Origin of the sequence: Paenibacillus sp. 598K (genome assembly GCF_003851045.1) — a bacterium.
In the GTDB taxonomy this organism is placed as follows: Bacteria; Bacillota; Bacilli; order Paenibacillales; family Paenibacillaceae; genus Paenibacillus_D.
The window spans coordinates 61895-81228 of sequence record NZ_BFBX01000049.1 but is presented as its reverse complement, the minus strand read 5'-3'; the positions used below and the strand labels follow the sequence as shown (position 1 = coordinate 81228).

Sequence of the window (19334 nt, the reverse complement as noted above, 5' to 3'; positions counted from 1 at the left end):
GATCGGCTGCCAGCTGCCTTGGCGTGGGGACCGTCAGCAGCGGCCTGTGATACTTGCGCCCGCGATTGCGTTGGATCGGCAGAGGAGCCCGAGTCAAGGTCGGCAGGCTGAGTCGGGCCGTCACCACCAGCAGGCTGCGACGACTGCATCCGCGACAGCAGCGCCTGCTCCGAGAGCAGGTCCTCGAGGCGGCTGCCATCGGGCCGCCGCATATCGCCCAGCTCGCCAGCTCCGCCTCCGAGCCCCCTCACCAGTCGGCCGCCGATCATGATTCCGGCGCCGATCCCGCTGTCGAGGAAGAGGAAGGCGAACACCTCGTCCGGATGACCCTGTCCTGCGTCATACTCGGCCAGAGCTGCGAGATTGACGTCATTGTCCGTGACGACCGGAGCGGGGAAGCGACGCCTAAGCGCCTCGCGAGCGAGCGCGGCTTCGCATCCCCGCAGGTCGGAGACGAGCATCGAGACTTCGCCTGTAGCGGAGACGACGCCAGGGATGGCGACAGAGACGCTGCCGATCTGCTCCCATTCCACGCTTGCCTGTGCCAGCAGTTGGTTGCACTCGGCCCGGATCGCCTCCAGCAACTGCTCCGGGTCGTCGGTCATGCTGCGGATATCCAGCTCCCGCTCGGCGGCTGGTTGCGCTTGCAGATCGGTCAGCAACAGGCGGGCACGATCAGCGCCGAGCTGGATGCCGATGACATAACGGTACGTCATGGCGAATCGGACGAGCGTCGGCTTCCGGCCCGGTCCGGCTTCGCCGGGTCCGATCTCCTCGACCAGACCATAGTCGAGCAACGACTTGACGGCAGCGGAGACCGTGGGCTTGCTAAGACCGGTTATGCGGCTGATCTCTGCGCGCGAGAGCGGGGCTTGCTGGAAGATCAGCTCCAGGACGCGACGTTCATTCAGGCTGCGGATCATCTGGGGGCTGCCGAGCGATTCATGCATGGGAGCGGCTCCTTTTTAAACGTATAATGTTGATTATATAGTTAGTAAGACTTCCTAACTAATTATAGGAGGGAGCAGGACGGTCCGTCAAGTGATAACGCAATACAAAAAGCTTCCACCCGAGCTCCAAGGGGAGCAGGGGTGGAAGCTGTGTCATTGGCTACTGTCTGCGGTGAACGCCAACCGATTCAAGCACATTGCCGAGAATATGAATCGGGACCTCGGTCGTCTTGACGACGCCATTGGCATATTCCACGGTGAACCGAATGTGCTGCGCCCCCTTGGGCAGCCCCTCCGTGACAGAGCTCCAGCGCTCGTCGTACAGCTCGCCGTCATACTGCAGTGTCGTACCCACTCGGCTGAGCGTCGTTGTCGTCAGCAGTCTGCGGCGGTCCAGGCCTTGCGTATCCAGGACAGCCGTGACGGTCCGTACCGGAGCAGGGGAGACGGTCGCCTGAAGGACGAAGATCTCGCCCGCATAGAAGTCCTTGGGCACCTCGACCGTCTCATGGCCAGCATCGCGGTGTCGCTCCAGCCAGAGCGGCGTGTGATGGACCTCGGCGGTGATCGAGAGCGGCAGCACAGTGATCGTCTTGCTCGTCGAAGCGGTCGCTGTGCCGTCAGATACGGTCAACGTCGCTGGATACGAACCAGGCGCGACGCCCGCAAGCTCCGGAGAGGCCAGCGTCGAGGTGAAGGTGGTGCCGTTCGGTCGCCCGATCCGCCAGCTGTAGGTAAGCCGATCGCCATCCGGGTCGCTGGAGCGGTCGATCAGCCGCAGTCGATCGCCTTCATATACCGGCTTCGGCGACCAGTCGAAGTCAGCGACCGGCGGCCGATTCGTGACGATCCGGAAGTACTTCGGCGCACTCCATTCGCCCCATACATAGCCGTCATAGGCGCGCACCTCGACGTACATGTCGACGTTCTCCGGCAGATCGACGGTCGGCACGTGGAACTTGTCGCTGCTGGCGATCTCGGCCGTGTTATACTGATGCACGCCGCCATAACGGTAGATCCGCAGCTGATACCTCGCTTGCTCATCGCCATCATCGTGGTAGTTCCAGGTCAAGTTTGGCCGCAGCTCCGTCAGGATCGTCGGACGATTCTGGTTGGTGCTGGACGGATTCGTGATGTTCGTCGTCGGTGGGGCATTGGCGATAGTGACGACCCGTTGTACGGTCGCCCGCAGACCACCCGAGTCCTCAACGACTTGACGGATGTAGAAGCGTCCGAGCGAGCTGAAGGTCTTGGTCCAGCTCGTCCGCGAGTTGCTCGCCAGCACCTCAGCTTCACCAGCCTGGTCTTTCTGGATATAGTACCAGTGCTTCAGATTCTCCCTCGCTCCGTCCTCCGCATCGTAAGCCGTCGAATCGAACGTAATCTCTACGCCCCGGAACGTATTCGTGTGGCTCTGCGTGAAGCCCGGCACTGGCGGCGTGTTAGGCGGCTCTCCGTCAAGGAACAGCTCCTGCTCGTACCAGTCCGACCATGCGCCGTACTCGTCTCGTACGCTCAGACGCAGCGTGTACAGGCCCGCATAGCTTGGCCGGCGCAGCTGGCCGTCGAACTTCTCGCCCTTCGGATCGATATATTCATACGTATAGCTCGTAATGCCGCGTGTCCGGCAATAGTCGATGCCGGTATTCTCCCGCGAGCAGGTGCCGTTCGGCAGATAGCGGTCCGGATCGTAGCTTGTATCCGTGTAAGTGACGAGATAATCCGCTGCCTGCTTGACCGTGAACTTGGCGATCGGCCTGCGATGGATCGTCACGAACTGCGTATACGCATCCGCCTGCTGAATGTACTCGGCAAAGGTCGGATCGGGATGCTTGTACCCTTCGGGGGTCGGATCGTCCTTGGCAGCGTACGTAATGGAATATACGCCGACTTTATCCAGACTTTGCCGTGGCGTGCTATACGTCCGTTCATGGTGGCTCGACCGTCCGGAGTAGCCGTCCCCGCTATCGAGGAACTTGTCCGGATCGGTGTGCACATAGGTCCATTCATCGTCCGCCTCAATGCGTTCATCCTTTTCCACATCGTCGAAGGTGGTCGTGTAGTTCAGCTTCTCACCGACCAGACCGATGTTGTCCAGCTCATTGTTTGCCTCGATTGGCACGCCGACGATCAGGTTGCGGAAGTTGGAGCCATAGGCGTTCATGAAGAAGCCGTACGTTCCTTCCTCGAAGGTGGAGTCGCTGACCTCGAATAACGGCAGTCCCTTGTACCGCACCTTAATTTTGTTGCCGCGTGTTGATACCTTGACGGTGCTGAATTCCTCGGCATTCAGCGCGATAGCGGCTGATCCGAGCTGCGTCCGTTGTCCGTTCACAATCTTGGACACCGCCATGCGTCGATCCGAGATTTCCAGACGGTACATGTTGCGATGATCTTGAGCCCGGAAGTTCAGACCGGATGGATTTAGCGTCATCGGATTGAGGAAACTCTGCTGCACATCAAAGGTATAATCCGCATTTTTGATTGTTGTGTCTTTCTTCAGCACTTGACCGATTTCATTCGACCCGTAAGGTCGCGTAGGCAAGCTTTGCTCCATCGCGTAGGTATAGACATCCATGTAAGAGCCACTTGTATCGGCAAGACGGGCCACATCATAGATTTCAGCCAAGCGGAGCACAAATTTTCCGTCATCCTTCAAGCCCAAGTCAAGGACGACATATTGGTACTTGGTCGTATACCCGCCATCACACTTATAGTTATAGGTGGGGTATTTATTAAGCGTGTCGAACTCCTTCAGTTTCGTTCCATGCTTGTCTATTACATGTACTTTTTTGAAGGACTCCACAGCGTAAATCGTGCCATCTCTTGAAACGGAAAACTCCACATCCACCACCGGGATCGAAGTATAGATGGAGCCGCCGCCCCACCAGCAGCTCCCTGTCCCTCCATGCGACTCGTTTGCGCTACGGTTCACTAGAATCGGATATTTCGTTTCTGTGCCTGTCTGTTTATTGACTGATGACACATGTTGATTGATGGTCCGTCTGTAGTTGGGGTAAGAATCTTTCTCCGTGAGCGTAGTGCGAACCGATTTGACAAGTACATCGTCATCTTCGTACAGCGTGTATGTTTCCGTACGAACACCGTCCCAGTCTGAAAAATCTGTCACAGGCAAGGTGTACGGTACGGCATTGGATACAGGGTCCAACGTCTCGATATCAAACCATTTTGTAAAGGTGTATGAGCTGTTACCATCCCATCGTTCGTTAAAGCCGATTTTTGTACCATCGGCGCTAATGGTCATGAAGCCACCGGAGGGTTGACCAGAATACATGTCCCTCCGCACCGCCAAGGAATACGGCATCTCATTGGATAAGCCTTGAACATTTTGGTACCGCGGTCCCTGATGCGTCCAACTGACTTCTCCATTTTGGTCGGTCCGGGTAATCTGACAATCGAAGTTATAGTAATCCCCGGAATCCGATGTCGAACTCAGCATGCGGATACACTTATACGAGTATGAGCCGCCTTTAATGTCGTGGGCGAGATACAAGCGGACGTAATTTCTATTTTGCGGTGTCATCTCGGTGCCCATCTGTTTCTCCTGCCAATACGTCCCCGCCGACGTTTTCAGTCTCCCACTATTATTATAGTCGTACTGACCGCTTATCTCTTCATACGGTACCCGACCAAAAATGAAGGGGACATTCTCGTCGCCCAATATGCCCGGCCTGACCAATGTGAGATCTCTTGGATTGTCCGCCCCCTCCCTTCGGAGGAGCTCATACCCTTCTATTCGTTTCGTCTCCGTCCTGACCACGCTCTCCGGCGCAGGCGATAGATACGGATTCAACGCTCTGCCTGCCGTAAAAGCGCCTCGGAAGGTGTTATACGTCAGGTTCAGCTCCTTATAGAGATCCAGATTAGGAGTCGCGAGCGTCGATCCTTGCCAGCTGTCGCCGAGTGCCATCAAGAGTGTATTTTCATTCGTAATATCGAATTGCGGCGGCTCCGGATTTTCGCCTTTCAACGAAAAGCCGACCGCTGGCATTTCATTGACGATTTCGAGGTAAAAGGAGTCCTTGTGCTTCAGTCCCCAATCTTCCTCGACTTCAATATCAAAACGATATTTACCGACTTTTAAGGGTTTGAAACTCCTTGATTCCCCGACTGACAAGACGAAAGGATGCGCCGGTTCATCATCGAAGCTGCCATCGTTATTGCTGTCGTAACGGTAACGTATCGTGCTGCGAATGATGATGTCGCCATCCGGACTCTCGGACGTATTGGTGATCTCGAACCCTTCCCGTAACGCTCGTTCTGGAAGTTCCAGCCGTGCAATTGGCGGCAGATCGGGCACAACGTTAATTTGCTTGACCGCCTTCATCTCAGGAAGGTTCCGTACGCCGTAGTTGTCGGTAACTTCGAGCTCGACCGTTTCTACGCCGACGTTGGGATAGGAGTCTCTTTTATTGGTCCAGTGATAGTCGCGGATCGTTCGTTCAGGTGCAGCATAGCTCAACTTCCCGTTGATGCCATCCGCAGGGATCGGTCGATTCTGCACGACGCGAGCCGGCACCGTAATGACAGGTGTAGGCTCAGGAGAGACGACGTTAAGCACCGCTGTGCGCGTACTGCTTGCCCCTCGGCTATCGATGGCCATCGCCGTAATTTGATGACTGCCTACTTGAGAAGTTAACAGATTCGTGAAGCCCATCAGCGTCGGATCTAACCCGTACTGATCGGGCAGGCCCCTGATCCATTCACTGGAGCTATCTCCGAATTGCCAAAAATAGCTGATTTCATCGCCATCTGGATCGTAAGGCATTCCGCCTCCGGGAATCTCAGGTGGCAAAGGATTGACGATGACGCGAAGATTGACTTGCTCCCCGCGCAAGACGATTTGCGCATCTGGCTCCCAGCCGTACAGATTGCCCGCCTTAAACCAGCCGATGTTGAAAATCGGCGGTCGGTTGGTGGGATCGCTGATGACTTGAACCGATTTGGTCATGCTACCCGTCAACCCGCAGCTCGTCGTGACATCAAGCGTTATCGTGATTGTGCCAAGCCCCATGCCATCATAGGGCGGCGTCAGCCAGAACGGCTGGCTCATGGCATTGGATGGACCATAGGACTTGGAGATTGCCCCTTGATTGAAGGTCCAGGTATGATCCCGGTAAGAGCAGCCTGCTCCTGTGACCGCAATGCTCGGCGTGAGCTTGTTCTGATCGCCGAAGTACATCGTCGGCTGCTTTTCGATATCAAAATCAACGAAAAGCCCAGGTGGTCCGGTTTGTTCTTTGTCATAGTAGAACACGACGTAGGCCGTCGGCTTGCTCGCGGTCAGCTCCAGCGTGAAGCTGCTCTTTCCGCTGATGGCCGAGGTCGGCCGACTGCTATACGAATAATTGCCCGCTGTCACCTTACCATGGCTCGTCTTGGAGAGCGCTGTTATCGAGCCCGGTAATTTCGAGACAAACAGCGTTTCTTCCTCCGTCAGTACTAAAGTTGTACTTGGCGCCGTTCGTACCATGTGATAGACGATGACTTTTCCAGCGCCTGTCGACGGTTGCGTCTTGCGGTCATAATAGAAGTTTACTTTGTAATCAAAGCCGCCGTTAAAGTTAAAGCCTGGCGGATCGGAAAGTGAAACGAGATTGCTGATCGAAGGTTCAGCTCCGGTTGTCGTCTTGGCATGACCTACGAAGGTGTAGTCCGGATGAACTTGGCGCTTGTACGCGTAGCTGTTTCCCTTCACCATCGTCTCGGGTGCCGGATTGGGCATCTCGGGGATACTCTTGCCGTCCCGCGTCATGTACTTGATGGTGGCCTTGTGGCCAGTATTACCGGATGTCGGCTCGTAATAGTAGTTGACGATGTATTTCTCGAAGCTGCCGTTATAGGTGAAGCTTGGGACGCCGGACGAGATTTGTTGGTCTTGAAGCTTCTTTTCATCGCCAGTATCCGTCTTCTTATAGCCGACATATTTATAATTGGCGTTGCTTCGTGGCGCAGACGGGTAGGACTGGCCCGCGATCATGTCACCACTTTTGTTCGTGAAGACGCTATTCAGCGATTGTCCCGAAGTAGTAAAATGACGAATTTCATATTGCCCATTCAGTTCAAATTCGAAGACAATCGGGAAATAATAGCGCAAGCCTTGTACATTGGGACTGCAGTAGGCGCAGGAGCCTCCTAGCCTTATAAGATCATATGGTTCTGTAGCAGTTAGGGTGCCTGTCATTTTTACATCAAGTGTAACGTTAGATGTACCTTCCCCTGACTTTGTAAAAGAAGGATTCGATGGATTTTTTCCAACCCACTTTTCGTACGTAAAGTAAGATACCCTTTCTGCCCTGGACTCTACAAAGTAGTACATATCAGTGGAATCGTTTGAAATGAAGTTCCTAACTTTCACGCTTTTTACAGTGCGACCTGGAAACGAGAAGGTATACGAATTATTAATAGGTACATTCGGTTGTCCAGGCTGATATGTCTGCCATTGTCCAGATGAATTGCTCCAGATATCAATATATGCAAAGCCTACTGCATACCTTTTGGTTGAGAAAGGTTTTCCCATTTCCTTCACAGGCTGAACACTCGCATTTCCTGGCGTAGAAGCATGGGCATACAGGAAGAACGAAGCGGACATTCCAACAATTAAGAAGGCGATGAGAAGTATCTGGATTTTTGATTTATAGAGCCATCTCACGTATTATTTCCTCCATTTGTTCTTAATTAATATTGCACCCTCAAGATCTTCCCCCAGCCCAATATAGTCTACCTTTTTGAGATTGAACCCACTTGGCGAAGGATGATTTCGGTTTCTGTCATATCTCTCATCCTTGAAGGTTGTATATCTGACTCTGATCCAATTATCAAAAGATTCCATAAGAAATGCATTTTCAGGTCTGGAACGAGCCTCCTCATCTTTTGCTAGTAAATAAGTTAACATTCCGGCTGAACCGGTGAGTGTTGTTGAAAATCTTAAGTATTCAGCATTAGTTTGGTCGTAAGCCATGTCCATTCTTAAATAGTCCACATCTCGAACTTTAAATGGCAAATCTTTATCTTCAATAACGTATGCTTGGGTATATTTTTTTCCTAAGAACGTCATCAAATACTCTCTATTTTTGTAGTAATGCTCATAAGGCTTAATATCCACCGGCTTCACAATATCGACCAACAACGGCACTTCCTTCGATCCAATCCACACAAACTTGTTCACGCCATCCCACTCCACCGCGGTCCCCAAGCCCTCACTCACCGCACGCAGCGGCACCAGGGTACGGCCGTTCTCGACCATGGCCGGCTGTGCCAGTGTCACCGCTGTTCCGTTGAAGGACGCCGCCTTCGAATTCATCGTCAGCTTCAAGGTTCGGTTGCCCTTGACGATCGTAATGTCCTTGCCGCTCACGGTCAGTTGACCGCCCAGCTTATCGGACACGAACCGGATCGGCACCAGGACACTGCCGCTGACCATTTTTGGCTTTACATCAAAGATAATTTTCCGAGCGTCGTATAACACTTCGATCGGCATGTCCGAACGGACGATTTTTGCCTGCGCTGCTCCAGCTGATGGAGCGAGTACGCCAGTAAGGAGTGTGGTTGTAACCAGTGCGGTAGCGATCATTTTTTTCATCATTATCTATTCCTCCAAGGGGTGTGGTTTTTAGTTCATTAGGTCAAACGTCCTATTCATAAATAATATCGGTGCGTATACCTCCTAACTGAATGCTATGAATGCTAGATATAGTCAGTTTAATGGGTGGCATTTGATAATGCTTAGTAATACTAAGTCGTGCCTTGATGACGTATGAAGGGTAGAGGCCACAAAAAAAGCACCCCAAAACAGCAATTACGCTGTAGAGGGGTGCTTCCCGTCCAAAGGCTAATATTGGTTTTAGTATAAGATATCCATGCTGATGGTGCAAGAAGAAATATCCATTCCTTCAAGTCGATGTCGTTCATATCAAGCCTCAGTCGGCTTGCTTGATCGCGCAGACACGCAGCCGTCGGTAGTCTGCAATCCATTGGCCTTGGCGATAATGCTCCGGGCGCAGCCGTTGCTCAACCATCTGGTAGATCGCTGCTTTGTCCTCCGCGTTGACGTCGTGGAAGAAGTCGTCGGCCATCATGTCCAGCCAGTCGCGGACGCCGCTCTCGCCATGCAACGGCGTCGGTCGGTCGAAGTGCTGGGCCAGCGTGACCAGGAAGCCTTGCTCCTCGAGCACGGCTGCATATTGGCCGACGGTCGGGAAGTACCACGGATTCCGTCCTTGTGGATCATAGCCATGTGTGGCCAGCGCAGCCTCAGTCGCTTCGACGAGAGCAGCGACATTGCGGTAGCCGCCGAACTCGGCGACGAATCGCCCGCCGATCCGCAATGCGCGCGCTACGGTCGCTGCGACTGCATGGGCGTCTTTCATCCAGTGCAGCGCCGCATTGGAGAACACGGCGTCGAAGTGTCCGTCCGGCTGATACGTGTATGCATTCTCGACGCTCAGACTCAGATGAGGGTGTTTGTCGCGACCGCGCGCGATCATCTCGGGCGACAGATCGATGCCGACCGCCTCTGCGCCAGCCGCCGCGATCTCGGCCGTCAGGTCGGCCGTCCCGCAGCCGATATCCAGCACGCGCTCGCCGGGCTGCGGCTGCAGCAACGAGAGTATGCCGCCCCCCATCTTGGAGACAAAGTCCAGCTTATCATCATACGTGTCCGCCTGCCATTGGTTATTGGAAGTCGAGTGAGTCATCTGCTTCCCCTCCTTTGAACTCAGTATAGCTACGCAGGACTTATATGTGAAATATATGGATCTAATATTATTTATAGTTTTGGGCTATAAGACGGCGAGCCTCACGCGACCATATTCTCTCCATGCTCTTATTTCCCCCAACAGTAGGAGTGGTGTAGAATGAAGGAGTGAAGTTCAGAAGTCAGAGCAATCAATCGGCATTGTAATCCTATGGAGGTGGCTAAAGATGAAAGCGCTATTTATCGGAGGGACAGGCACGATCAGCAACGCCATTACACGTCAACTGGCCGAGCAGGGCTGCGAGCTGTATGTGTTGAATCGCGGCAATCGCAAGGAGGGACTGCCGGACGGGGTGCGGGTGCTGGAGGCCGATATTAAGGACGAGGCGCGCGTGGCCGAGCTGGTCGCCGATCTGAAGTTTGATGTAGTGGCGGACTTTATCGCTTTTGTGCCCGAGCACCTGGAACGGGACTATCGGCTGTTCGCAGATAAGACCAAGCAGTTTATCTTCATCAGCTCCGCGTCCGCCTACCAGACGCCGCTCAGCGACTACCGAATCACCGAGGGTACGCCATTGTCCAATCCGTACTGGGAATACTCGCGCAACAAGATCGCATGCGAGGACTATCTGATGCGCCAATACCGCGAGCAGGGCTTCCCGGTAACGATCGTGCGGCCAAGCCATACCTATGACGAGCGCTCGATCCCGCTGGGCGTCCATGGCGCTCGCGGCTCCTGGTCCGTAGCGAAGCGGATGCTGGCAGGCAAGCCGGTCATCATCCACGGCGACGGCACCTCGCTGTGGACGATGACGCATAGCCGCGACTTCGCCAAGGGCTTCATCGGATTGATGGGCAACATCCACGCGATCGGCGAAGCGGTCAACATCACCTCGGACGAGTCCGTCACCTGGAATCAGATCTACAGCATCATCGCGGATGCGCTCGGGGTCGAGCTGGAAGCGATCCACGTGTCCTCGAGCTTCCTCGATGCATGCAGCGATTACGACTTCCGGGGCGGGCTGCTCGGGGATAAGGCGAACACCGTCGTCTTCGACAACGCCAAGCTGAAGCGGCTGGTGCCGGACTTCGTAGCGACGACGCGGCTCGATCAGGGGATGCGCGAGACCGTGGCCCACATCCTGGCTCACCCGGAGCTGCAGCAGGAGGACCCTGACTTCGATCAGTGGTGCGACCGCGTCGCTCAAGCGATGGAGACGGCTGTCCGACTGGTCAGAGGCTGATACGTCCCGCCCGGCTTAAGCCGTAAGAGCTGCCGCCGCGCGTTGCGTCTCCAGCATGTTGGCGTAGTCGCGCATCAGCTCGCCGAAGATATGGTCACAGGACCGCAGCAGCGCCGACTGCCGTTCTCGGCGTTTCGAACAAGTCGAGCCTCAGTTATTCGGCAGATGGGGGCCGTAGCGTCTTCTTCATCACCAGATGGGGGATACCCTCCTCCATGAATACCTCAGAGGCGGGATGGTAGCCCAGCTTGGCGTAAAAGCCCTGCGCCTGCTCCTGCGCGTGCAGCTTGGCCTCGGTCCATCCGTTGTCCAGCGCCATCTGTTCGAGCTCGGCGATGATCTGACGACCGAAGCCGGACTGGCGGTAGGCTGGCAGCAGGCAGATGCGCTCCAGCTTGGCGACCCCGGAGACCTGCCGCAGTCTGGCGGCGCCTACCGGCTGGCCGTCCGCGTAAACGAGCAGGTGCTCGGCTTCGTCTTCGTAGGCATCCAGCTCCTCCTCCTGCGGTACGCCTTGCTCCTCTACGAATACCGCGATTCGGATCCGGTAGGCCTCCTCGAGTTGGGCAGGCGTTGTGACACGTATGATTTGCATGTGGTCCATCCTTTCATCATACCAAGTGCGCGGGTCAGGCCCGTGCCAATAGCTTCGATTATAGGGTATACTGGGACAATAGAGAAGAGGCGCGACGCAGGGAGGTTGTGGCAGACCGATCTGGCCCGCCAGAAGGAGCAGGGATGATGGAAGTATTGGCGCTTGGATTGACATTGCTCGTCGCACTGGAGCATCTGTATATTATGGGACTGGAGATGTTCGCCTCAGGCAGTCGGACCGCTCAGCGGACGTTTAATCTGCCGCCGGAATTTCTGTCCGATCGACGGGTGAAGACGCTGTTTGCCAATCAGGGGTTGTACAATGGCTTCCTGGCGGCGGGTCTGATCTGGGGGGCGCTGATCGCCCCGGAGGCATATGCTTTCCAATTGCAGGTCTTCTTCCTCGGCTGCGTCATCGTCGCGGCGGCCTATGGGGCGGTTACCTCGAACAAAGGGATACTGATCAAGCAAGGCTTGCCCGCCATCGTGGCGCTTATCGTCGTGCTGCTGGCCGGTTGACTTGCTGACTTGCAAGGCGGGAACACGGCTCAGGTCCTTGATAGGTAGCCCCATAAGAGCAGAAGAGCAGAGGATTAAGAAGGTTTTCGAGTTATTGGGTAGACCTCAACAGGCATGCGGATCAAACCATTCGCCCCCAAGTGGGCGGCAGGTGGCGATCCGCATGCTTTTTTCTTCGGAATGATACGTATTACGCTGCCAAAGGACGTCGTAGTCGTTCACCTTGGCGGGACTGTTACGTCAAGCAGGCGATGTCGGGACTTGCGCACTGGCATCGCCTGTCTGCTATTGGCCGGCTACAGCCGATACACCGCGAACGGTTGGCCGTAGCGTGTCTGCTCGCTCAGCTCGTCGAGCGCGAGGATCAGCTCATCGTCGAGCTCCAGCTCGATACTGGCGAGATTGTCCAGCAGCTGCTCGGGACGGGTCGCGCCGACGATCACCGAGCCGACGACTGGCTGGTGCATCAGCCAGGCCAGCGCCAGCGCGCTCGGCGAGCAGCCCCGTTCGGTAGCCAGCTCGGCAACCTCGCGGCCGAGCTGCAGCGCGCCGTCTGACAGGAAACGGCCGAAGCCGGGGTCCGTGTCAGCCCGCGAGCCGGACGGGATCGACTCGGAAGAGAGGTACTTGCCGCTGAGGATGCCGCCGGCCAACGGGAAGTAAGGGATGATGCCGACGCCCTGATCCAGGCAGAGCGGCACCAGCTCCTGCTCCGGCGTCCGGTCGGCGAGCGAATAGCTCGTCTGCACCGATACATAGCGGGGCAGGCCGAGCCGCTCGCTGATGCCGAGCGCCTTCATCAGCTCCCAGGCGGCATAGTTGGACGCGCCGATGTAGCGGACCTTGCCGGAGCGGACCATGTCCTCGAGCGCTCGCAGCGTCTCCTCCAGCGGCGTCTCGGGATCGAAGGTATGGATCTGGTACAGATCGATGTAGTCGGTCTGCAGCCGTTGCAGACTGCCCTCGAGCTCGCGCATCAGATGATGGCGCGAGGAGCCGCGGTCGTACGGTCCGTCTCCTGTCGGCAGGCCGGCCTTGGTAGCGAGCACGACATGGTCGCGGCGGCCTCGCAGCGCCTCGCCGAGGATCGACTCGGAGGCGGTGCGGGCATAGATGTTGGCGGTGTCGAGGAAGGTGACGCCGTGCTCCAGCGCCGTATCGATGACGCGTCGGGACGTCTTGGCGTCGGCGCGCTTGCCGAAGGCGTTGGTCCCCAGGCCAAGCGCCGAGAGCTTCAGCCCGCTCCCGCCCAATCTGCGATAGTACATCTGGATCAGCTCCTTGTGTATGGTGTGAGATGTAGCTTATTATACTCGGTTGTCTGCGAGCAGGACAAATCGCAGCTTCGAGGAGGTATGACGTTAGATGTCCGCCTAGTATCGGCGATGCTGCATCACGTCAGACAGCCCCACCGGGGCCATAGCCGTCCAACGCATCGGAGTAACGATCCCGTGACCGTAGGCTCCGCTTTGAGGGCAGCCTGATGATTAAGCTTGCCTGGCTGACCAGTCTCTCATAAATGCTCGGCGCGTAGTCCATACTAGCCAGGGAATACAAGGAAGATCGCTAGAGGAGGAGACTAGAGGATGGCTGGCAGATTCAAGGACAAGATTATCGTCATCACCGGAGCGGGCTCCGGGCTGGGTCAGGCGGCGGCGCTGCGCCTGACAGGCGAGGGCGCGCACCTGTCGCTTGTCGATATCAAGATGGAGGGACTGGAGGCGACCAAGCAGCAGCTTGCAGAAGCAGGGGGAGCAGGAGAAATGCTCTTGCTGACCGCCGATGTCTCGGACGAAAATGCGGTGCAGCGGTACGTCAGCGAGACGATGGAGCGATTCGGCCGGATCGACGGTTTTTTTAACAATGCGGGCATCGAGGGCAAGCAGGCGCTCACCGAGGATTATGACAGCCAGGTGTTCGACAAGGTGATCGACATCAATCTCAAAGGCGTCTTCTATGGTCTGAAGCATGTGCTGCCGGTGATGAAGCAGCAGGGCAGCGGCTCGATCGTCAATACGTCGTCGGTCGGCGGCATCCGAGCTGTGATGAACCAGATCGCTTATGGCGCGAGCAAGCATGCGGTGGCCGGGATGACCAAGGACGCCGCGATCGAATACGCCGAGCATGGCGTCATCGTTAATGCAATCGCCCCGGGTGCGATCCTGACCGAGATGGTCATCGGCTCGTTCAAGCAGATCAATCCCCAAGATTGGCAATCGGCCGCCAAGGAATTCGTCAAGGACAATCCCGCCAAGCGGCTCGGCAAGCCGGAGGAGGTGGCGAGCCTGGTCGCTTACCTGCTCTCCGGCGAAGCGCCGTTTTTGACGGGGGCTATCATCCCGATTGACGGGGCCCAGTCTGCCAAATATTAAGCTGCAACGAAATGTAATGAAGCTGCAACTGAATTTTCAGCTTCCTTTAAGATACGGGGTCTATACTAAATATCGACCCCCCTTTATGATATATACTTGTTAGACCCGCAGCTTCTGGCTTGCGGGTCTCTTTCTGTTCATTGGATGTTGCGGGGTCTCTCTTTTCTTGGGTAGCGCAAGGCTTATCCGCCCAGGAGAAGGCAGATTGTGGTATGATGAGCAAAGGTTTTCAAGTATCGCCCGTTGTATTTTTCTCTAAAGGGGTGGTGTCATGTATTGTCCGTCATGCGGGTATGAGGTCGAACGGGATGCCCGGTTCTGCGGGGGCTGCGGCAGCAAGCTGATGCCGGCGGAAGCGGCGGCTGCCTCGGAGACCGTCGATTCGCGGCCCAGGTCGGAGAATGGCGCAGGCGGCGACTCGTCGCGCTCGCCCTCGAGCGGCGGCATGCTGCAGGATTTCGCCGATCGGCTGCATCGGGTGGCGGGGTTCGAGGAGCGAGTGGAGATCAAGCTGAAGGATATTTTCTCGGATACGTTCAAGCGTCATTCGGAGACCGATGCCGAGCGTCTGTTCATCGTTGGCACCTCGACGACGACGCCGACGATGGATCAGTTGATCGAAACCTGGCCCAAGCCATGGCTGTTTATGCGGATATTTATCGTCGCCATGATTGGCTTCCTCGGTTTTTATCTCGGGTTTATGTTTTTTGAGAATGCGAATCTCCTGCCGGGGCTCATCATGGTCGGCTCCTTCGTCGTGCCGATCTCGCTCCTGATCTTCTTCTGGGAGATCAACGCGCCGCAAAATATCCCGTTGTACCGGGTCATGTACTACGTCTTCATCGGAGGGATGCTGTCGCTTGTTATTGCGCTGCTGTTCTTCGAGACGGTCGGCAGGCTGGGCATCCATGCGATCATCGTTGGCGTCATCGAGGAGACGGCCAAGGTGCTGGCGGTCCTCTGGTGTCTGCGCAAGCGCCCGCAGGAGCATTATATTCTGAACGGTCTGCTCGTCGGCGCGGCGGTCGGCACCGGCTTCGCGGCCTTCGAGTCGGCGGGTTATGCGCTGCGGATGGGCGCGGGCAGCTTCAATGAGATGTTCACGACGATCTTCTGGCGCGGCTTGCTGGCGCCGGGCGGCCATATCGTCTGGGCGGCGCTTTCAGGCGCGGCGATCTGTATGGTCAAAGGCCGCAAGCCGTGGAGCTGGTCGATGCTGCAGGACCCGCGTTTTCTGCGGATCTTCATTATTGTTGTGGGGCTGCATGCGGCTTGGAACTCCAGCTTTAGCGCTACCCTGTTCCCGCTCAGCTATCTGCTGCTTACGGCTATCTCCTGGATTTTTGCTTTTGCGATGATCCACGCCGGTCTGCAGCAGGTGAGCCAGCTCAAGCAACAGTATATCAAGGACCGGGAGCAAGCGCTCGCGGACGGGCTGGGGGCGTCGGCAGCCTCCGGCGATATGCGGCAGGTGGATTACGAGCCTGAGCGCTCTGATGGCGTTGGCTGATCATTCGTTCGGCCTGGTAGCGGCCTCCTCTTGTGCTCGCAGCAGAAATTTGGGACAATAGGCGTGAATGCATCGGGGATGCGGCAGCGCTATGGTCGCTGGAGCTACCACCCCGTTCCGAAGAGAGGACTAGGATTTATGATGAACAAACCATCCATCTATGGACTGACGCAAGACCGGCTGAGCGCATGGCTGGGCGAGCGCGGACATAAGCCATATCGGGCCTCCCGGGTATGGGAGGCATTGTATAGAGAGCGGCATACGGCATTCGAGGACATGACGGATGTCCATAAGGACTGCGTGGCGCTGCTCGCCGAGCACTTCGTCATCTCGACGCTGGACGAACATACGCGTCAGGAGTCGGCGGACGGCACGGTCAAGTTCCTGTTCCGTTTGTCGGACGGCAATCTGATCGAGACGGTGCTGATGCGGCATAAGTTCGGCCTGTCGGTATGCGTGACAACGCAGGTCGGCTGCAATATTGGCTGCAGCTTTTGCGCGAGCGGGCTGCTGCCCAAGAGCCGGGACCTGACGGCAGGCGAGATTACGGAGCAGGTCGTCAAGGTGCAGCTCTATCTGGATGCAGCAGGCAAGGACGAACGGGTCACTCACCTCGTCGTCATGGGGATTGGCGAGCCGTTCGACAACTACGAGCATATGAGCGATTTCCTGCGCACGATCAAGGATCACAAAGGTCTGGCCATCGGTGCCCGGCACATCACTGTCTCCACCAGTGGATTAGCGGATAAGATTCGAGAGTTCGCTGACAGCGACCTTCAGGTGAATCTGGCGATCTCGCTGCATGCGCCGAACAATGAGCTGCGGACGCGCATCATGAAGATTAACCGAGCCATCCCGATTGAGAAGCTGATGGACGCCATCGACTACTACCTGGAGCGGACCAACCGGCGCCTGACGCTGGAGTACATCCTGCTCAAGGGGATCAACGATGGCGAAGCGCAGGCGCTGGAGCTCGCCGAGCTGATCGGCGATCGGCGGCCACTCGTCAACGTCAATCTCATTCCGTACAATCCGGTCGACGAGCACGGGCAGTACCAGCGCCCGGAGCAGGCATCAGTGCGGCAGTTCTTCGATGTCCTGAAGAAGCAGCGGGTCAGCGTCAGCGTCCGCCTGGAGCATGGCGCCGACATCGATGCCGCATGCGGCCAGCTGCGCAGCAAGCAGGTCAAGGCCGACCGGGATTCCGAGCGGCGAGGTGCTACAGTCAGCGGATAGACACACATCAAGATTCAGAGCGGCGCCTACCTTGTAGTGGGCGTCGTTATTTGTGTAGAGGGGGGAGTCTGTGAGAAAACGCCGATTGCATATCATGCTGGTGTATTGCGTAGTAGTTGTAATGGTTATGATTTTTATTCAGTCCTACTCGCCCACTGATATCGAGGTCACGCATTCGGCAATCGCGTATCCGTTGGATGATAAAGCATCGGCTGTAATCACATCCATTTCGGTTCATGGAAAGTATTATCAACAGTGGTTTCGAAAGAAAAGGTTTGAGGGACAGATTACGGTAGCTGATTGGCCTTACACGGAAGAGAATAACATGATGGACCTTTATGTTTCATGGAGCTCTGATGAAATGCACTTTGGCATAGCGACCTATGAGCGCAAAGCTGAATTTCGTGAAGACCCCATCAGCCCAGTACTTGTCTGGTTTGATGATTCATTCTCGCAAGTAAATATGCAGCTGATCGCAAATGAAGAATCGTATTTCGCTGCATCTGGTGTCGATACGTTGGAGCAGGCGGCGGCTATACACCAGACTATGTTGGCTATTATGAGAAGTAGTAGTGAATAAATACAGAAAATATTGGGACGGTACTAACGCTTGTGAGGAGCTCTGTTAGCTCTCAAGCGTTAGAATGGCAGAGGGAGCATTTTGCCCGCTAAGTCCGTGTGACGAGCGTTAGCAGTTAAGCCGACCCAATTCAGGACGTGGGAGCAATGTCATGGAACGTTTGAAGCAAGCAGCAGAGTTTGTAACGGTCTCTCTTGTCATCTTGGCCGCCATCTATTTGGCGCCCATCCTCACGACTAAGGAAATCGATGTAACACGTCAAGCTATCATATACAAAATAGGGGACGAAGCTTCAGCAGTAGAGACTGCGATTAAGATTAGAGGGGAACTTCACAAGCCCTGGAACAAAGTGGGGGAGTTCCGGGGAAGAATTATGATCGAAGAATTGCCAAATACCATAGCGTACGAGCTTAGTCCGTTGATGATTTATCATAAGGAGAAAGGCATGAATACTAGTGTCCTTTTTTACTTCAGTAATAGCAAGGACTTTCTTCAAAATCAATTATATGTATCCGGCATCATCCAGTTCGATAATAAGTTCTCAAAAATCATCATGTGGGTAACCCAAGACGGCGAGCGGTACGAAGTTGTGGCCGAAGCCAGAACGGTGGAGGAAGCCCTAGCGTTACGTCAGCAATACGAGTTGAAAGACTAATGTTGATCGAAATTGATTATTTCGCACACAAATGATCACGACGTATGGTATAGTGAAAAGAAAAAAAGGAAACGGTGCTATGACCAACATGCGCGAAGAACGAATCCTTGCTTTTCTGCAAGAGAAGTCGCCGCTGACGGTGGAAGAGCTGGCCGTGCTGCTGCAGGTGTCGGAGCCGACCGTGAGGCGCGACCTGGCTGCGATGGAACAGGATGGGGTAATTCTGCGGCAGCGGGGCGGGGCGTCACTGCCTGGACTGGGCTTTGAACCGCTGTTCAATCAGCGTTCCCGACACAACCAGGATGATAAGAAACGGATCGCTCAGTATGCGGCCAGTCAGATTGCGGAAGGCGAGGTGATTGCGCTCGACGCTGGGACGACGAATGCGGAGCTGGCCAAAGAGCTGCTGAAAATGTCCAATCTGACCGTGTTTACCTACTCTCTTCAAATTGCCTTTATTCTCTCCCGTAGCCAGCATAACGTCTACATCATCGGCGGCCGCTTCCGCAAATCGGAGCAGTCGATGGTGGGGACGCTAGCCAAGGAAACGATACGCCAGTTCAACTTTGACCGCTTCTTCATGGGGCTGGCAGGCTTTAATGCCGAGCAAGGTCCGACGGATTTTAACTTGGAAGAGGTTGAGATTAAGCGTCATATGATCGAACGATCAAAGAAGGTGATTGCACTGGCGGATGGCTCCAAATATGGCGGCGCCTCGCTGGTGAAGGTGTGCGACTACAATGAGATCGACGAGTTAGTGACAACGGCGATTCCGACTTCCGGCGAAGAGTTGGGCTTCCACGGCCGTTTAACGATTGTGTAGAAGGATTAGTTGAGTCTAGCTTGCTTAGCTGCACGGTGCAGCCAGGCAGGCTTTTTTGTTATGTTTGAGTTAGATAATATGACGTTACCGTCGTTGTGTCGGCATTGTGCCCGATTATATTTGATCAAAACTTGA

14 protein-coding genes are annotated in these 19334 nt (G+C 55.5%); 8 read left to right on the top strand and 6 right to left on the bottom strand.

What is annotated here, in order from left to right; translation table 11 throughout:
- The 4 genes from PA598K_RS15815 to PA598K_RS15800 all read right to left on the bottom strand — a co-directional run.
- The coding region (locus PA598K_RS15815; protein WP_148091953.1) for an ROK family transcriptional regulator at window positions 1–950 on the bottom strand (950 nt) is incomplete at its 3' end.
- A 160-nt stretch (window positions 951–1110) separates the two neighbouring features.
- Window positions 1111–6951 carry a PKD domain-containing protein gene (locus PA598K_RS15810; RefSeq protein ID WP_128657893.1) on the bottom strand — a complete coding sequence of 1947 codons (5841 nt, stop codon included), beginning with the start codon at window positions 6949–6951 and terminating at the stop codon, window positions 1111–1113.
- Window positions 6952–7626: 675 nt separating this feature from the next.
- Window positions 7627–8556 carry a copper amine oxidase N-terminal domain-containing protein gene (locus tag PA598K_RS15805; RefSeq protein WP_128657892.1) on the bottom strand — a complete coding sequence of 310 codons (930 nt, stop codon included), beginning with the start codon at window positions 8554–8556 and terminating at the stop codon, window positions 7627–7629.
- A 334-nt stretch (window positions 8557–8890) separates the two neighbouring features.
- The gene (locus PA598K_RS15800) at window positions 8891–9667 is read right to left on the bottom strand and encodes a class I SAM-dependent methyltransferase (protein ID WP_128657891.1); all 777 of its coding nucleotides are present in this window, start codon (window positions 9665–9667) and stop codon (window positions 8891–8893) included.
- A gap of 226 nt (window positions 9668–9893) precedes the next feature.
- Between PA598K_RS15800 and PA598K_RS15795 the strand changes: the two genes are divergently transcribed.
- Window positions 9894–10910 (top strand): SDR family oxidoreductase, encoded by a 1017-nt coding sequence (locus PA598K_RS15795; protein ID WP_128657890.1) that lies wholly within the window; start codon window positions 9894–9896, stop codon window positions 10908–10910.
- 154 nt (window positions 10911–11064) lie between these two features.
- On the opposite strand, the gene PA598K_RS15790 is transcribed toward PA598K_RS15795, so the two are convergent.
- Window positions 11065–11505: a GNAT family N-acetyltransferase gene (locus PA598K_RS15790; RefSeq protein WP_128657889.1), complete on the bottom strand. Its 441-nt coding sequence runs from the start codon at window positions 11503–11505 to the stop codon at window positions 11065–11067.
- Between the two features lie 146 nt (window positions 11506–11651).
- On the opposite strand from PA598K_RS15790, the gene PA598K_RS15785 reads away from it, so the two are divergent.
- Window positions 11652–12023 (top strand): DUF1304 domain-containing protein, encoded by a 372-nt coding sequence (locus PA598K_RS15785; RefSeq protein ID WP_128657900.1) that lies wholly within the window; start codon window positions 11652–11654, stop codon window positions 12021–12023.
- A 296-nt stretch (window positions 12024–12319) separates the two neighbouring features.
- Here the strand turns inward: PA598K_RS15785 and PA598K_RS15780 are convergent, their stop codons facing one another.
- Window positions 12320–13291: an aldo/keto reductase gene (locus tag PA598K_RS15780; RefSeq protein ID WP_128657888.1), complete on the bottom strand. Its 972-nt coding sequence runs from the start codon at window positions 13289–13291 to the stop codon at window positions 12320–12322.
- A 318-nt stretch (window positions 13292–13609) separates the two neighbouring features.
- On the opposite strand from PA598K_RS15780, the gene PA598K_RS15775 reads away from it, so the two are divergent.
- From PA598K_RS15775 to PA598K_RS15750, 6 genes are all read left to right on the top strand, one after another.
- Complete coding sequence (locus PA598K_RS15775; RefSeq protein ID WP_128657887.1) at window positions 13610–14395, top strand: glucose 1-dehydrogenase; 786 nt, start codon at window positions 13610–13612, stop codon at window positions 14393–14395.
- A gap of 271 nt (window positions 14396–14666) precedes the next feature.
- Window positions 14667–15905 carry a PrsW family glutamic-type intramembrane protease gene (locus PA598K_RS15770; protein ID WP_128657886.1) on the top strand — a complete coding sequence of 413 codons (1239 nt, stop codon included), beginning with the start codon at window positions 14667–14669 and terminating at the stop codon, window positions 15903–15905.
- Between the two features lie 141 nt (window positions 15906–16046).
- Window positions 16047–17141, top strand: coding sequence for a 23S rRNA (adenine(2503)-C(2))-methyltransferase RlmN (gene rlmN, locus PA598K_RS15765; RefSeq protein WP_128657899.1), 1095 nt, complete (start codon window positions 16047–16049; stop codon window positions 17139–17141).
- Window positions 17142–17211: 70 nt separating this feature from the next.
- Window positions 17212–17721: a hypothetical protein gene (locus tag PA598K_RS15760; RefSeq protein WP_128657885.1), complete on the top strand. Its 510-nt coding sequence runs from the start codon at window positions 17212–17214 to the stop codon at window positions 17719–17721.
- A gap of 151 nt (window positions 17722–17872) precedes the next feature.
- Window positions 17873–18376: a hypothetical protein gene (locus PA598K_RS15755; protein ID WP_128657884.1), complete on the top strand. Its 504-nt coding sequence runs from the start codon at window positions 17873–17875 to the stop codon at window positions 18374–18376.
- A gap of 79 nt (window positions 18377–18455) precedes the next feature.
- Window positions 18456–19199 (top strand): DeoR/GlpR family DNA-binding transcription regulator, encoded by a 744-nt coding sequence (locus tag PA598K_RS15750; RefSeq protein ID WP_185602013.1) that lies wholly within the window; start codon window positions 18456–18458, stop codon window positions 19197–19199.
- The last annotated feature ends 135 nt before the right edge of the window (window positions 19200–19334 follow it).

Coding starts and splice junctions, on each gene's coding strand:
- PA598K_RS15810 (WP_128657893.1), bottom strand. CDS start 6,951: ATGATCGCGGGCCAGTCCTACCCGTCTGCGCCACGAAGCAACGCCAAT.
- PA598K_RS15805 (WP_128657892.1), bottom strand. CDS start 8,556: ATGATGAAAAAAATGATCGCTACCGCACTGGTTACAACCACACTCCTT.
- PA598K_RS15800 (WP_128657891.1), bottom strand. CDS start 9,667: ATGACTCACTCGACTTCCAATAACCAATGGCAGGCGGACACGTATGAT.
- PA598K_RS15795 (WP_128657890.1), top strand. CDS start 9,894: ATGAAAGCGCTATTTATCGGAGGGACAGGCACGATCAGCAACGCCATT.
- PA598K_RS15790 (WP_128657889.1), bottom strand. CDS start 11,505: ATGCAAATCATACGTGTCACAACGCCTGCCCAACTCGAGGAGGCCTAC.
- PA598K_RS15785 (WP_128657900.1), top strand. CDS start 11,652: ATGGAAGTATTGGCGCTTGGATTGACATTGCTCGTCGCACTGGAGCAT.
- PA598K_RS15780 (WP_128657888.1), bottom strand. CDS start 13,291: ATGTACTATCGCAGATTGGGCGGGAGCGGGCTGAAGCTCTCGGCGCTT.
- PA598K_RS15775 (WP_128657887.1), top strand. CDS start 13,610: ATGGCTGGCAGATTCAAGGACAAGATTATCGTCATCACCGGAGCGGGC.
- PA598K_RS15770 (WP_128657886.1), top strand. CDS start 14,667: ATGTATTGTCCGTCATGCGGGTATGAGGTCGAACGGGATGCCCGGTTC.
- rlmN (WP_128657899.1), top strand. CDS start 16,047: ATGAACAAACCATCCATCTATGGACTGACGCAAGACCGGCTGAGCGCA.
- PA598K_RS15755 (WP_128657884.1), top strand. CDS start 17,873: ATGGAACGTTTGAAGCAAGCAGCAGAGTTTGTAACGGTCTCTCTTGTC.
- PA598K_RS15750 (WP_185602013.1), top strand. CDS start 18,456: ATGACCAACATGCGCGAAGAACGAATCCTTGCTTTTCTGCAAGAGAAG.